Origin of the sequence: Citrobacter sp. RHB35-C17 (assembly GCF_013816795.1) — a bacterium.
GTDB classification, from domain to species: Bacteria; Pseudomonadota; Gammaproteobacteria; order Enterobacterales; family Enterobacteriaceae; genus Citrobacter_A; species Citrobacter_A amalonaticus.
In genome coordinates, this window is sequence record NZ_CP057150.1 from 2,847,102 (window position 1) to 2,863,157 (window position 16,056).

Consider the following 16,056-nt stretch of genomic DNA (forward strand, 5'->3'; position numbering starts at 1 on the left):
CGGGTCAGTTCAACTGGCCCGGTTTTTTATTACATCAATTAAGTTACTGCGCTTTTGGCTTGTAGTTACGCAGCGCGTTACGCCCCAGCACCACGCCGGCACCAATCATTCCACCGAGCAGTGTCGCCAGTATCAGAGTGATCGTTTTTTTCGGGCTATCGCGACGAATCGGCAACGTCGGCTTCATCACATAGCGATAAGCATGAATACTGTCAGGCTGCACTTTCAGCGCCTTAACCGCTAAGAGATTCTGACGGGTCAGGTAGTAGTCATCCGAAAACGTTAGCGGGCGGGTCGCTTCGTTATTCACCATCGATGAAAGCGCATCGCTCCCCAGCATAAACATAGTGTCCTGGGAGACCTGATCGGCCTGCTGGACCTGCGGCAGCTTGATGTTGGCCTGTTTCGCAACGGAAAGCGCCTGGGTGATCTGGGCAATGCGCAGTGCTTTTTGTTCCTGAGCGACCTTTTCCTGCGCTACGAGTGAATGCTCTAAGTCAGAAGCACGTGTTTTAATGCTCATCACGAGGTCAGTATTAATTTCTTTGGAGACCGCTTCATCAACCTGTTGAATGTACTGCGCCAGCGTTTTTTGCGCAGATTCAGCCGAGGTTGCCTGATAGGAAACTTTCAACGGAAGAGGCTGGCCTTTTACAGACGGGTCGATGGTCAGCTTCTCTGACTGTTGCTGATTATCAAGCGTTTCAGAAAGCGCGGAAAATGCCGAGTTAAAACGTCCAATCACACCCGACTGAACATCGTTCACTTTTGGCGCATCCTGACCGTAAAGGATACTCATGGCATTGGTATACGTTGCCAACTGGCCAGCGTCAGGTTGAGTAATAATCGCCGTTGAGGTCCATTTTTCTTTCGCTACCGCCAGGTAACCCACGGCCAGAGCGATAGCCACAATAACGCAGATGATTATTGTCACTTTACCGCGCCAAATCTGAATCACTAAGTCAATCAAATCAATCTGTTCCGGTTCGTTGCTGCGCCCGGATAGGTTGTTATTTTCCACTGTCATCATTGCCTTAAACAAGAAAGCTCTAAACTCGCCACAGTTTATCGGGAAACGTAATTTATGCCATAGGAAATTTGACAAGATTGCGAAAATTCTGGTAGGTCTTTAACCCATTATCAGGGACTCCCTTCCCCTCAGTTGACTTATCAATCACTACCGAAAAGGTCTCGGGTATAGACTTTCTCGAATACGTCTTTGAGTTCTTCAGCCATCCGGTTCGAGATAATGACGTCAGCCTGTTGTTTAAACTGTGTCAAATCACGCTCAATACGCGAATTGAAAAACATCTCTTCCTGCATCACAGGTTCATAAATCACCACTTCCACACCTTTGGCTTTAATACGCTTCATGATCCCCTGAATGGACGATGCGCGGAAGTTATCCGAGCCGCTTTTCATGATCAGACGATATATCCCTACAATCTTTGGTTTTCTGGCGAGAATGGCATCAGCGATAAAGTCTTTACGAGTGCGGTTGGCATCAACGATCGCTGAAATAATGTTATTCGGGACTGACTGATAATTAGCCAGAAGCTGCTTGGTATCCTTTGGCAGGCAATAACCGCCGTAACCAAATGAGGGATTGTTGTAGTGATTGCCAATACGCGGATCCAGACAAACCCCCTCGATGATCTGGCGGGTATTTAAACCTAAACTTTCAGCGTAGCTATCGAGTTCGTTAAAATAGGCCACGCGCATCGCCAGATAGGTGTTAGCAAAAAGCTTGATCGCTTCTGCTTCAGTAGAATCCGTAAACAGCGTAGGAATATCTTGCTTCACCGCCCCTTCCTGAAGCAAAGCGGCGAACCGCTCTGCCCGTTCAGAGCGCTCGCCGATGACAATACGCGACGGATATAAGTTGTCATAGAGCGCCTTACCTTCACGCAAAAATTCAGGGGAAAAAATAATATTTTGCGTTTTAAATTTCTTACCCATCGCAGCGGTAAACCCAACCGGGACGGTAGACTTAATTATCATTACCGCATTTGGATTAATCGCTATCACATCCTGAATGACAGACTCGACGCTTGAAGTATTGAAGTAATTGGTCTTCGGATCATAATCGGTCGGCGTCGCAATAATAACATAATCTGCGTTTCGATAGGCGTCATGCTTATCCAGTGTGGCTTTGAAATTAATATTCTCCGACGTTAAGAACTGCTGAATTTCTTTATCGACAATCGGAGATATCCGATCATTCAACATTTCAACACGAGAGGGGATGATGTCTAACGCAACCACATCATGATGCTGTGCGATTAGCAGACCGTTGGACAGCCCGACATATCCGGTACCGGAGATGGTGATTTTCATTGCATGCTCTCAGAATTAACTTAATTAGACATCATGATGTATTCACATCCTGACACGTTATTATTGTTTTAGCGCTTGGGCGAATAATGTGTCAACGAAGCCTAATACAATTAGGATTATCTTTATCATCCTAATGGAACAATATTAAGTTAATATTAAGCGATGAAGATTATGCAATAAGAATCAGGATAAAAAAAAGCCCGGTCTTTAGACCGGGCTTCTGACAAACAATGTAATTAATCCATCCATTCGGTATGGAAAACACCTTCTTTATCAGTACGCTTATAGGTATGCGCACCGAAGTAATCACGTTGTGCCTGGATCAGGTTAGCTGGCAGTACTTCAGCACGATAGCTGTCATAGTAGGCAACGGCCGCAGAAAAGGTCGGTACCGGGATGCCATTCTGAACAGCGTAGGCAACAACATCACGCAGCGCCTGCTGATATTCATCAGCGATGTTCTTGAAGTACGGATCTAACAGCAGATTGGCAATGCCTGCATTCTTCGCGTAGGCATCCGTGATCTTCTGCAGGAACTGCGCACGAATAATGCAGCCTGCACGGAAAATCTTCGCGATTTCACCGTAATTCAGATCCCAGTTGTACTCATCGGACGCCGCACGCAGCTGAGAGAAGCCCTGCGCATAGGAAACGATTTTGCCGAGATACAGCGCACGACGAACTTTCTCAATAAACTCAACTTTATCAGCCGCAGGCTGCGCTTTCGGACCGGTCAGGACCTTAGAAGCCGCAACACGCTGGTCTTTCAGCGAGGAGATGTAACGCGCAAAAACGGATTCAGTGATCAAAGATAGCGGTTCGCCGAGATCCAGAGAACTTTGGCTTGTCCACTTACCGGTACCTTTGTTTGCCGCTTCGTCCAGAATGACATCAACGAGGTATTTACCCTCTTCATCTTTTTTGGTGAAGATGTCTTTAGTGATGTCAATCAGATAGCTACTAAGCTCGCCGTTGTTCCATTCCGTAAAGGTGCTGGCCAGCTCTTCATTAGAGAGATTCAGGCCGCCTTTCAGCAGAGAATAGGCTTCAGCGATGAGCTGCATATCGCCATATTCGATACCGTTGTGAACCATTTTCACGTAATGGCCTGCGCCATCAGCACCGATATAGGTCACGCAAGGCTCGCCATCTTCAGCGACTGCAGCGATCTTCGTCAGAATCGGAGCCACCAGTTCGTAGGCTTCTTTCTGCCCACCCGGCATGATAGACGGCCCTTTCAGCGCACCTTCCTCACCACCGGAAACACCGGTGCCGATGAAGTTGAAACCTTCAGCAGAAAGTTCACGGTTACGACGAATGGTGTCCTGGAAGAAAGTATTACCACCATCAATGATGATATCGCCTTTATCCAGATACGGTTTCAGAGAATCAATGGCTGCATCGGTACCCGCGCCTGCTTTCACCATTAACAGGATACGACGAGGCGTTTCGAGGGATTCAACAAACTCTTTCACCGTGTAGTAAGGCACAAGTTTCTTGCCCGGGTTCTCGGCAATCACTTCTTCGGTCTTTTCACGGGAGCGGTTGAACACGGAGACGGTATAACCACGGCTCTCGATGTTGAGCGCCAGGTTGCGCCCCATCACTGCCATGCCGACGACGCCGATCTGTTGCTTGGACATTACATACTCCTGTCAGGTGTGTTCACCGCGCGACGCATGCGCGGCTTGAATGTATTACAGATGTTAACTTAGCTTAGGGCGAGATGGGTAGCATCAAGTGCCAGATAGGATGCAAAAAAGATAATCGCACATGGCACCAGCATTAAACGTCAGGACTGAATTAATTCATTGTAGATGGATAAATGCTGATTCACTATATGTTCGATAGAGTACTCATTTTCAGCTAACAATCTCCCCGCTTTCCCCATTCTTATTCTTTCATCTGGATTTTTTAATAAATACTCAATCGCGTCAGCTAGTGATACTGGGTCGCGAACCGCAACCAGCATCCCAGTAACATTCGCCTCTATCGCATCTCTGCAACCAGGGACATCCGTGGTAACAACAGCCCTTCCGCACGCTGCTGCTTCGACCAGACATTTAGGTAATCCTTCGCGATATGAAGGTAAACAGACTACATTAGCCCTAGAATACTGCTCAGCAATATCGCTTCGGAAACCGCAGAATTCGACAATATTTTCTGATGTCCATTTTTCTATTTCAGCCTCAGTGATACTTGTTGGATTACAAATATCTGGCGAACCTATAATTCTTATATCAGCTTCAACGTTCCTTTGTTTGAGCAAACGCGCAGCTTCAATAAATTCATAAACACCTTTATCTCTTAGTAATCTGGACGCCATTACTACGGTCTTACCGAAAACATTTTCTGGTAGATAAGGATACTCACGTAAATCAACACCTGAACCTCTAATCAAACAGGAATCAGACACTTTTAATATGCCAGCACTCACAAGTAAATTTCGGTCGTCAGGGTTCTGAAAAATAACTCTTATCTTCTTATGCTTCAGAGCAGAACGGTATAAATTTGTAACAAGTAAACGACGTAAGCCACTGATAATCCCTCTGCTCAGGAAAACGGTTCCCAACCCAGAGACGGCTGCAACGACATGAGGTACCTTTGCAATCCTGGCAGCAATTCCGCCGTAAAGTGTTGGCTTAATCGTGACAAGATGGACAAGGTCAGGTTTAAGAAATTTGAGAAGTTTTATGAGCTGAAGCAAAGTAAATAAGTCATAAAATGGATTATTGCCGCCTCTGGAAAGAAAGAGATCATGACCTATAATATTATGTCTTTTTAAAACCTCATTATTGCCAGAACCAGGAGCAATCACATGAACTTGAAACCCATCTTTCAAAGCTTCGAGTAAGATTGGAAATCGATGAGATATTAAAAAATCAACATTATTAATTATAAAAGCAATCTTTTTCATTTAATTTTCATAAACAGATAAATATTTATTGGCTACAGTATCCATAGAAAAATTACTTTCAACTCGCAGCCGTAGCATATGTCCTAATTTAATGCGTTCTTCACGTGTTAACAGAATAATTTCTCGCAGTTTCTGTGCTAATAAATATGAGTTTCCAGCAGGAACAACAAAATTTTCTCTGTCAAGTAAAAAAGCAGCGTCACCAACATTGGTAGTCACGGCTGGAATCCCCATTGCCATTGCTTCTCCTAATACATTAGGGAAGCCCTCAGTCACTGAATGGAGACAAAAAATATCAGAAGCGTACAAGCAGGCAGGAACATCACTACGTTCTCCAAGGAGGAGAAATTTATCAAAGTGGCTGCTCGTACTAACCTGTGACATTATCATTTTATTCTGTGAGGTTAAATCACGACCTACTAATAAAAAACGAATATTACTGAACTCTTCTGCAAGTAGAAGAGCGGCTGATATAAATGTCGAATGATCTTTTACTGGACTGAAGCGACCAACTGAACTTATCACAAGGTCATCTTCTGCTAAGCCGATCTCTTTTCTTAAATTACTTCTGGAAAATCTATCTGGCGACAGCTTAGTTAAATCAAATCCATTGGAGATGACCAATGATTTATGTTTATCATAACCACACTGTTCATGAACTTCTCTCGAAGCGTTAGCTGCATAAATAATGGTATCAGGAATAAACGATGAAATTTTAGCACATAACCATCTGATCAGAAGTGTGAGCTTACTTCCTCCTTTACTGATATCAGTACTTCTAACACACCAAATTATTTTTTTAACACCCGCAATTTTTGCAGAAATACCACCGATAAGATCACTATGGTACATCCAGGTATGAACAACGTCTGGCTTAATTTTATTAAATAGTTTATAGAGCCTCCATAAACCATTGATATATTTAATTGGGGAATTAATGTTTAAACACTTTACCTCCACCCCACTTTTGAGGATTGCCTCCCCGAGCGTGCCAATATCAGTAAGTGAAATGACAATATGTTCAACACAACTATCAGCAGTATGCTTGATAAGACGCTGAAGCATGAGTTCCGCTCCACCAACATTCAAATCAATGATAACATGAACGACTTTCATTTTTGTTTTTCTAACCATGATTGGAACATAAGTATGCTCCATAGCTTTCTTGAATAATCAGCCTTTCCTTGAATATGCTGACTCCAGCAACTTCTCACTGCAGCAGCATTAAAGTATCCTTCATCTTCGAGACGATGATACGAAATCAGATGCTCGGCCCAATCACGCAATGGTCCGCGCAACCATGAGGCTAACGGAACAGAAAATCCTTTCTTAGGCCGTTCAATCATAGATTTCGGTACTCGCTTATAGAGTATTTCTCGTAGCGGCCATTTACCAACACCATCCCTGATTTTTAATGTAGTTGGTAGTTGCCATGCAAATTCGATAACCCGGTGATCCAATAATGGTACTCGTGTTTCAAGGCTATTGTACATAGCAGCCCTGTCAACTTTGACTAAAATATCATCTGCCATATAGACCTGTGCATCTACTGACATCATCCAGTCAACATATCCACCATTATCAGGAAACGAAGTTGAATGATTAAATGCTGTTGATGGTTCATTCGAACCTTTAACCGCCTCTTCAGGATTAAGCCAATGGCTAATGATATTCCTGTAAAAAAGTTGTGGATTCTGTGCTGCCATACACTCAATCAATTTTTTTACCTTTGGGTTAACCGGCAGCATATCAACATACCTGGAGGCTAATGTCCTAATCGGCAAGGGTATGTTACGCGCATAGTTCCAATACTTTGGCGTAAAGCGATAAGGTGTATACCCTCCAAATAACTCATCTCCTGCGTCACCACTCAACGCTACGGTAACATGTTGTCGGGCCATTTTGCTGACCAAATATGTTGGCAACTGGGAACTGTCAGCAAAAGGTTCACAATAAACTTCAGGCAAAAGAGGAATAACATCCAGTATATCTTTGTCACTAACGTACATTTCTGTATGCTCTGTACCTAAATGACTGGCAACTTCAGAAGCAAAGATAGCTTCATCATACTTTTTATCATCAAATCCTATAGAAAATGTTTTCACTGGCGTTGATGATAAAGACTGCATGATGGATACAATAAGACTACTATCAATTCCACCACTGAGAAAAGCACCAAGAGGAACATCAGAGATTAATTGTCCATTTATGCTTTGCGCGATTAATGACTCAAGATGTGTAACAGCTTGATCTGGGGAACCAGAGAAAGGATTAGCCAGACCATTTTGTACTACCTTCTCATATGACCAATACTGATGAAGCGTTTCTTTTCTCTCATTACCAGATAACTCAACACTCAAATAGTGGCCAGGTTGTAGCTTGTGGATACCCCGATATATTGTATGTGGTGCAGGGATATAGTTATGCCTTAATAGCAAGCAGAGGGCATCTCTACTTATCTCAGCATTAAATGATGGATGTGCTTTCAACGCTTTTAGTTCTGATCCAAAAAGAAGGACATCATTTTGCCATCCCCAATATAATGGCTTTTCACCAACTCTATCACGCGCTAATGTTAGTCTGTTCTCTTTTTTATCCCATAATGCAATTGCAAACATCCCAACGCATAGCTGCAATGTCTTATCAATTCCCCATTCGCTAAAACACGCCAAAAGCGTTTCAGTATCCGAGTGACCACGCCAGAAAATTTCTCTATTATTTGTTAATCGCTGTCTCAATTCGAGATGATTGTATATTTCACCATTAAATGCTATGACATAGCGACCGCATTGAGAATGCATCGGTTGTTGACCGGCTTCTGATAGATCAACAATTGCCAGTCGAGTATGGCAGAGAATGACTTTAGGCTCGTCATTAATATAATAGCCGGAACCATCTGGACCTCTTCGTTTCAGTGTATCTAACATCGATACAACAATATCAGGCGTCTCATAGATCCTGTTTATATCAGACGAACACATAAAACCAGCTATACCGCACATATGAATTAATCTCTTTTAAATAATGGCTAGATTAAACGCTTAGGATATTTAATTGTTATCATGAAACAGAAACCACAAATTAAGAAACCAAGAAAATTATAGACAAACTGATACATCCAACCTTGAAATAATAAGAACGATACTAAAAAAAGTAGAATGATTGTCATCTCATCGCTCCTGATAAACCACCTGGATACCCAAAAAGTCAGGAGAACTGTAAACAAATATGAGAGACTGTATATAATCATAAAATCGAAGGGTAATGCAAAAAAAGAACTTCCGATTGAAAAAGATGTTCCCTTACCAATAAAAAAATCGTACAAAAAAGAAGGCAAATAACTACCTAATGATATGCACTTGTTGTCATAAAAAATACTTTGTATTGGTTTATAGAAAATTGATTCCTGAAAGGGCATACACAAAGATGCTAGTGACTTTGAATCTCTAATCCATGATACACCTATATAATGAGAATAAAGATCAAATCTACTTATTAATAACTTGAAAGAAAATATAATATATTCTGCAATGTTAAAATTGCCATCCCCTGATATATTAGACATATCAAGACCTGTGCCACCACGATAATAAGCTCTTAAAGTTAATAATGCAGGAACGAGAAGCACTGCTGCAAACGACATGATCAGAAGACTTGAAATCTTAAAACGGCTTTTTCTTATTAAATAGATTAAAAATAGTGGTATAACAAAACCTGCCCAACCTCTCACAACATTAGATACTATAAATAAAGTGGTCACCACAAGTAATTTAATTTTATTTCTTTCAACTACAGCATAAACGTAATAAAAAGCATCAAATGAAAATATGAATAACAGATATAATATAAAATTAGATGTCACACCTGTCGAAGAGGCCTTTCCAGCATCAAAATATACGGCTGAAAAAATCTGAAATATAAAGAGAATTATTGCAAAGTAAAATATAAGCCCTGTATTTTGTCTAATTATTTTAGTTCTATTTTTTTTATATAAAATAAAACACAACATAAAAAAAACAAAGAAATAAACCAAGAATGTTAAAAAAGCAAATGTATTCACAGATTCTGAAGCATCCGCATAAACGGCATAATCACCAACCCACCAGTCAGAAGAAATGGTTCTCATGATATAAAGTATCGTATTTATTATCAAATAAAATGATGCTATCAAAATGATAAAAATTCGAGGTGTCAAATATATATACTTCATCTTATTTTCTGCATTAAAAAGTAAAAAAAGGATGACGCCAGATATTTTAGAGATATTTCCGAAAGCTTCATCTTCTTCAAATAAAACTGAAGGCAGCGAGTATCATGTCTTTTAAGCTTAGAGAAAAAATAACGTGTTAATAAATTCGATTTCGCTTCGCGAGAGTACTCAGGATAATTTTTTGAAATACAAAAAAGATGCTCGCTTAACAAATCAACAGCTACTTTTTTTGAGCCACTATGTCGCGTTAAGGATGGTGATGATGTACATCTATATGCGCTCAAGTTCTCATTTATTAAATAGCGGGATTTCCCTTTTAATGCAAGGTTAAACGCAACCCAATAATCTAGAAACTCAGTTTTATCAATTTTAGGTTGCGATTCTCTTCTATAGATTTGAGTAGAATGCTGTCCTACCAACGCATAGCTTAATGCTATGTCAGAGGCAAAAACTTCGTCTGGATAGACTTTTCGTGCCCATCTCGATGGAAATAATCCCGTAATACATCCAGAATCATCAACTATATTTGCTCCCGTCCAACTTTGCACTATTGAATTATCGGAGTCCATAATTAAAATTTGTTTTTCAAGCTTATTTTCATACCAATAATCATCACCATCGCAATGCGCTACATATGTGCCAGTAGCTTTAGAATGTGCATCTTTGTAGTTCTGATATACACCAACGTTTTTATCATGAAATACCGGCTTGACGATATCAGGATGCTTTGTAGCATATTTTCTAATAATATCAATAGTACCATCTGTCGAAGCATCATCCGCCACGATAATTTCAAATGTAAAATTTGTTTTTTGATTTAAAATGCTTTCGAGACATTGCCCGATATAATTCACGTGATTGTAAGTTATTACACACACTGATACTTTTACAGGCTGACTGTTATATTGCTTTATGTTCATATTCATTGTTTTTTTTACTATAAATTAAGATGGGAATGCTTGCGACGATTAAAGTTAACATGCTAATAGCAAAAAGCGCGCCTGTCATTTCGATTCGTGTTAACTTTGATAAGTTTAATATTGAGATAATTAAATTAATCATCACAGCCAAAAGATAAACGATAGCAACATTAAAAAACAACCAGCGAATATGTTTTCCTGGTATTATTTTTCTATGACTGTAAGCACACCATACAAAAAGATAAAAAGCATTTGAAGTAACCCATGCTATTCCAGCACCAATTCCACCAAATTTTATTGATAAATAAACAACAGAAGGTAATAATATAATAAGCATTATGCAATTACCAATAAAATGTAATTTTAAGTTTCCTATAGCATATTGGAGATAGTATGGAAAAGCGGAAACAACAAGCAATCCATTGCCAATAGAATATAAAGTCAAAATAGGAGCAACTTGAGCAGACAAAGTTAAATCACCAGTCCAAATATAAACTAACTCCTTTGCCCAGAAAGCTATAACGACACTAGCAGAACCTGCAACAGTACTAACTAACATCGTTGTTTTATCATAGAGAAAAATGAGTTTATTAATTCCACCTTCGGCATATAATCTTGCCAACCTAGGTAGCAAGGCGGAACTCACTGGTCCATTCAATAGTACAATACCACTTGCAACCAGAACAGCTAGTGTATAATGTCCATAATCACTTAAACTCAATAGACCAGATAAAATTAATTTATCACTCTGTGTTATACAAACCCAGACAGATGATGTAAATGCAATCATAAGAGAAAACTTTAATAGTGGCTTAACTGGTTTGAACGACCACCCTATATTCTTAGATGGTGGTATCAAATTTGAACCTAGTATATATAAAAAACTAAACTCTATGATTGCTACTCCCCCTTGATAATAGAAGAAGACATCTGGGGTAAAGCCATATATTTTCATGGCAATAAAAACGCCAATAAATCTTAAAGTTGTTATGATAATATTAAAAATACCTAATCGATCAAGTTTTTCCGACCCTATTAGTATTCCACGATAAAGTCCTCCCATCCATCTGAGGGCAACACATATAGACATAATTTCAATACATTGTTTTACTTCACTAATAGAAAGAGTCTTAACATGCAACCATCTAGCAGCAATAACATCCGATAGTGAAATAATAAGTACACCGCCAAAAATAGCTATAATAATAAATATAATATTTAGTGCACGAAGCAGTCTACGATAATCAAGAGAATTAATAGATCCTCCATGATAGCGGGCTGTTTCGCGACCAATTGTTGGCGTTAATCCCATGTCTAAGAGATTAAACAGAGCCTGAAGCATTGTAAAAAAGCCAATTAATCCATATGCCTCTGCCCCCATATACTTAATATAGAGAGGGAGTATTAAGATCCCTACAGCGCTTACATATATTTGTGCAGCATAACTAATGATAATATTTTTTTTAAATGACACAATATTCAAATCCTGTTTATATTTTTCTGCATCAAATATATATTTTCAGATTCTGATAATATTGAAAAACCATTTTTATTGTAAAGGGCTAATGCTTTCACATTTTTTTTATTTACTTCCAACTTACAATGCGCAAACCCCTTTCTTCTGCAATTAGCCATTGCAAAACTTAAAAGCTCATCGCCAATCCCTTTCCCTCTATAATCAGTATGAACTGCAATCATGCTGACATACGCAATCAAATCTTTTTGATTGTTGCAATAGAAACAGATAGCACCAACAATTTGGTCGTTCTCTCTGATTGAAATTATAGTGGCGTGCTCAACTAACTTGTTAATATAATCATCAATTTTGTGATAGTTATTAAGAATTGAGCATTTCAGATTTAAATCACCTTCGATGACTTCACATAAAAATCTTATCGTGTCATTCACCATTATTATACTCCTTTGTTATCAGAGTATATTTACTCAGCATTTCCAAAACATCTTTTGGGGAAGACCACATTAATGCATCTAATATTGACAAATTAGGAACAAATTCGATATTCTTTCCTTCCTGTGAATACTCAATATCGTCCATCTGAATAAACGCGAGCGTAATATCTTTGCTTTTAAAATAATCATATTCGTAAAGATTACGTCCACCAATTGCATTAATGTAGTAATTGCTTCCTAATACCTTTGTTATCTCAATTAGTTTATCAGTAGCACTAGCACATCTGTCATAAGCAATATCGCTTGAAAAGACTATTTTTTTCTCTATTCCAAGATAATTCAATATATCGTTAATTGAATCGAAACAAACAGAACTAACCTTTCTCTCGCTACTCTTTAAGGCTCTCTCTACTATAGGAAATACATCCGCAAAATATGGAGCCTTCAGATATGCCATGCTAAAGGTTTTTAATATGGCATCTGTATCATTAGAAAAATAATGTTCATTTATTTTTTTATTTTGCGATACATTCTGCACAGGAACAGTAAATCTATATGCAGCACCATTTAATAATATGTTATTTCTGTTAATATACCCTTTTTTAATATAATTAACATCATCAAAGAGTACAAATGTATCTGATGCCATGATCAGTTGAAAATACCCTAGATAAGGAAATAAATAAGGCTGCATTATGGCAATCATTTTATATCCTTAATCGTACTTACTATATATTTTAAAGTTTCAGAGTTCAAATCAGCATGCATCGGTAGGCAAAGTACTTTAGACGCCATCTCACGGGCATTACTCACATCACAGACTTCACCTATATTTAAATAAGCTTGAAAATCTGAAATGATAGGATAAAAATAGCGTCTTGCAAAAATATTATACTTCTTCAAGTAAGTGAATAATTCATCTCGTGATAATGGGAATTCAGGCTCAATTAATACAGGGAAATATGAAAAATTTGATATTTTTTGGCCACAGGGCATTACTATACTGATACCAGTGATATCTTTAAGTTCCTCGCGATAAAATAAATCCGCGTTCATTCGGCCACGCAGGAAAGTATCCATATGTTTTAATTGTAACAGGCCAAAAGCAGCATTAACTTCGCTCATTTTTCCATTAGAGCCAATAGTATTGATATTTGTTTCATCGATATAGCCAAAGTTTTTTAATCTATCAATTTTTTCTTTCATTTCTCGGCTATTACATACAATAGCGCCGCCTTCAAAAGTACTAAATACTTTTGTTGCATGGAAACTTAGAACACTTAAATCTCCATGGCGAAGAACGCTTCCATCATCATCTTCAACGCCAAAGGCATGCGCAGCATCATAAATAACTTTTAAATTATATTTCCGTGCAATATCGGCAATAGCCTGTGTATCGCAAGGATTCCCATAACAATGCACCGGCATTATTGCCTGTGTTTTAGATGTAATGGCCTCTTCAATTTTTGCCGGATCAATATTTAAGGTTTTTGGATCAATATCGACAAATACAGGTTTAAGTCCATTTAATACTAAAGAGTGTGCAGTTGCTACAAATGAATATGGTGTCGTAATTACTTCTTCTTTAATATCCAGAGCCTGTACTGCAGTTATAAGCGCAATCGTTCCATTATTGAAAAGACTGATATATTCCACACCAAGAAAATCACACAATTTTTTTTCTAATTCTTGATGCATTGGACCATTATTTGTAAATTGCTTGTTTTGCCAAATGGCTTCCAGATATGGTATAAACTCTTCCAACGGAGGTAAATTGGGCTGCGTTACAAAGATTGGCTTTTCCATTATTTGTCCTTGACCAAAGAGAGAAGATATTGACCATAACCATTTTTCAGGTACTCATTGCCTATTTTGAATACATCATCTTTGGTTAGCCATCCATTATACAAAGCGATTTCTTCAAGGCATGCAATTTTGAAGCCTTGGTGTTGTTCGATAGTTTCCACAAAATGAGAAGCTTCAAGTAGACTTTGGTGAGTTCCCGTATCAAGCCAGGTAAAACCACGTCCCAATAACTCAACATTCAATTTTCCATTGCGAAGATATACTTCATTGATACTAGTAATTTCTAATTCGCCACGCTCTGAGGGTTTAATTGTTTTAGCTATGTTAACAACATTGTTATCATAAAAATAAAGACCTGTAACAGCATAATTAGACTTTGGTTTTACCGGTTTTTCTTCTATTGAAAGCGCTTTTTTATTAGAGTCAAACTCAACAACACCAAACCGTTCAGGATCTTTGACTTGATATCCAAATACAGTTGCACCATCGATTAATTGTGCAGCTTCTTTGAGCTTTGGACTAAAGTTTTGTCCATAAAAAATATTATCCCCGAGTGCCAGGCAGACCGCATCATTACCTATAAATTTTTCCCCAATGATGAATGCCTGCGCCAACCCCTCAGGTTTTAGTTGCACTTGATATGAAAGATTAATGCCAAAACAATTGCCATTACCTAGTAATCGCTGAAAATTATTGAGATCTTCAGGTGTTGTTATAATCAATATATCCTTGATACCCGCTAGCATTAATACAGAAAGCGGATAATAAATCATAGGTTTATCATAAACAGGCATCAACTGTTTTGATATCCCCTTCGTGATGGGATAAAGTCTTGTTCCAGAGCCACCAGCGAGGATTATTCCTTTCATTTCAATTCTCCATACTGCTGCGTGAGCCATTTTTTATAATTACCATTTTTTACTGACTCAACCCATGCTGTATTTTGTAGATACCATAGAACTGTTTTTCTAATACCAGACTCAAATGACTCAGTAGGCTGCCAACCTAAATCTTGTGTAATTTTCGTAGCATCAATCGCATAACGACGGTCATGACCAGGTCTGTCTTTTACAAAATTGATTAAATTTTTGTAAGATCCTTCTCTTCGTGGTTGGATATCATCTAATATTTCGCATACATTCAGGACAACATCAATATTTCTCATTTCATTATAGCCACCTATATTATACGTCTCTCCGACGCGTTTACTGGTGATAACGAGATGAAGTGCCCTGGCATGGTCCTCTACATATAACCAGTCACGAATTTGGTCTCCTTTACCATAAACTGGCAACGACTGACCCTGCAACGCGTTAAGGATCGTCAATGGAATTAATTTTTCGGGGAAATGATAAGGACCATAATTATTGGAACAATTAGTTACTACTACAGGTAACCCCCAGGTCCTATACCATGCACGAACTAAATGGTCGCTAGATGCCTTTGAGGCTGAATAAGGACTGCTTGGCGCATAACCTTTTTTTTCTGTAAATAAAGGCAAAGGTGAAACTTTATCTAGTTCATCCGGATGAGGTAGATCACCATAGACCTCATCCGTAGAAACATGATGAAAAATAAATTGTTCTTTTTTGCTTTCAGGAAACTGTAGCCAGTAAGACTTAGCTACTTCAAGTAAGTTAAAAGTACCTATGATATTGGTCTGTATAAACTCAGTCGGACCATTAATTGACCTATCGACATGACTCTCAGCAGCCAAATGCATAACAGCATCTGGTTGATGAGTGTAAAATATCTCTTGCATCCTTGCGTTATCACAAATATCTGCCAATTCAAATTTATAACGTGAATTTTTTTCTACATCTTCGAGTGATTGAAGGTTTCCTGCGTAAGTCAATTTATCGACATTTACGACACTATCATTGGTATGATTAATGATGTATCGAATAACAGCAGATCCAATAAAACCAGCTCCACCTGTAATAAGAATTTTCATG

The 16,056-nt window shown here is 38.7% G+C and carries 14 protein-coding genes; all 14 read right to left on the reverse strand.

Annotation, left to right across the window (positions count from 1 at the left end):
• Positions 1–43: 43 nt before the first annotated feature.
• The 14 genes from wzzB to rfbB all read right to left on the reverse strand — a co-directional run bounded on the left by wzzB (position 44) and on the right by rfbB (position 16,055).
• Entirely contained in the window at positions 44–1,027 is a 984-nt protein-coding gene (wzzB, locus tag HVZ37_RS13625; RefSeq protein ID WP_181628485.1) for an LPS O-antigen chain length determinant protein WzzB, read from the reverse strand.
• 143 nt (positions 1,028–1,170) lie between these two features.
• The gene (gene ugd, locus HVZ37_RS13630; RefSeq protein WP_181627597.1) at positions 1,171–2,337 is read right to left on the reverse strand and encodes a UDP-glucose 6-dehydrogenase; all 1,167 of its coding nucleotides are present in this window, start codon (positions 2,335–2,337) and stop codon (positions 1,171–1,173) included.
• Positions 2,338–2,573: 236 nt separating this feature from the next.
• A complete protein-coding gene (gene gndA / locus HVZ37_RS13635; protein WP_044327333.1) occupies positions 2,574–3,980 on the reverse strand; it encodes an NADP-dependent phosphogluconate dehydrogenase in 1,407 nt (468 codons plus the stop codon).
• A gap of 149 nt (positions 3,981–4,129) precedes the next feature.
• The gene (locus tag HVZ37_RS13640; RefSeq protein WP_181627598.1) at positions 4,130–5,254 is read right to left on the reverse strand and encodes a glycosyltransferase family 4 protein; all 1,125 of its coding nucleotides are present in this window, start codon (positions 5,252–5,254) and stop codon (positions 4,130–4,132) included.
• On the reverse strand, positions 5,255–6,412 hold the full coding sequence (locus HVZ37_RS13645) for a glycosyltransferase (protein WP_181627599.1): 1,158 nt from the start codon (positions 6,410–6,412) through the stop codon (positions 5,255–5,257).
• Entirely contained in the window at positions 6,367–8,256 is a 1,890-nt protein-coding gene (gene asnB, locus HVZ37_RS13650) for an asparagine synthase (glutamine-hydrolyzing) (protein ID WP_181627600.1), read from the reverse strand. The genes HVZ37_RS13645 and asnB overlap by 46 nt, the downstream gene beginning before the upstream one ends.
• Before the next feature lie 26 nt (positions 8,257–8,282).
• Positions 8,283–9,380: an oligosaccharide repeat unit polymerase gene (wzy, locus tag HVZ37_RS13655; RefSeq protein WP_249418365.1), complete on the reverse strand. Its 1,098-nt coding sequence runs from the start codon at positions 9,378–9,380 to the stop codon at positions 8,283–8,285.
• A gap of 80 nt (positions 9,381–9,460) precedes the next feature.
• Complete coding sequence (locus tag HVZ37_RS13660; RefSeq protein WP_181627602.1) at positions 9,461–10,390, reverse strand: glycosyltransferase; 930 nt, start codon at positions 10,388–10,390, stop codon at positions 9,461–9,463.
• Entirely contained in the window at positions 10,365–11,858 is a 1,494-nt protein-coding gene (locus HVZ37_RS13665) for an oligosaccharide flippase family protein (RefSeq protein WP_181627603.1), read from the reverse strand. The genes HVZ37_RS13660 and HVZ37_RS13665 overlap by 26 nt, the downstream gene beginning before the upstream one ends.
• 5 nt (positions 11,859–11,863) lie before the next feature.
• Entirely contained in the window at positions 11,864–12,295 is a 432-nt protein-coding gene (locus HVZ37_RS13670; protein ID WP_181627604.1) for a GNAT family N-acetyltransferase, read from the reverse strand.
• Positions 12,285–13,001, reverse strand: a complete 717-nt coding sequence (locus HVZ37_RS13675) for a WbqC family protein (protein ID WP_181627605.1) — start codon at positions 12,999–13,001, stop codon at positions 12,285–12,287. The genes HVZ37_RS13670 and HVZ37_RS13675 overlap by 11 nt, the downstream gene beginning before the upstream one ends.
• Positions 12,998–14,101, reverse strand: a complete 1,104-nt coding sequence (locus tag HVZ37_RS13680; protein ID WP_181627606.1) for a DegT/DnrJ/EryC1/StrS family aminotransferase — start codon at positions 14,099–14,101, stop codon at positions 12,998–13,000. The genes HVZ37_RS13675 and HVZ37_RS13680 overlap by 4 nt, the downstream gene beginning before the upstream one ends.
• Positions 14,101–14,970: a glucose-1-phosphate thymidylyltransferase RfbA gene (rfbA, locus tag HVZ37_RS13685; protein ID WP_061074637.1), complete on the reverse strand. Its 870-nt coding sequence runs from the start codon at positions 14,968–14,970 to the stop codon at positions 14,101–14,103. Before rfbA ends, HVZ37_RS13680 begins: the two co-directional genes overlap by 1 nt.
• Complete coding sequence (rfbB, locus tag HVZ37_RS13690; protein ID WP_181627607.1) at positions 14,967–16,055, reverse strand: dTDP-glucose 4,6-dehydratase; 1,089 nt, start codon at positions 16,053–16,055, stop codon at positions 14,967–14,969. Before rfbB ends, rfbA begins: the two co-directional genes overlap by 4 nt.
• Position 16,056 lies beyond the last annotated feature (1 nt).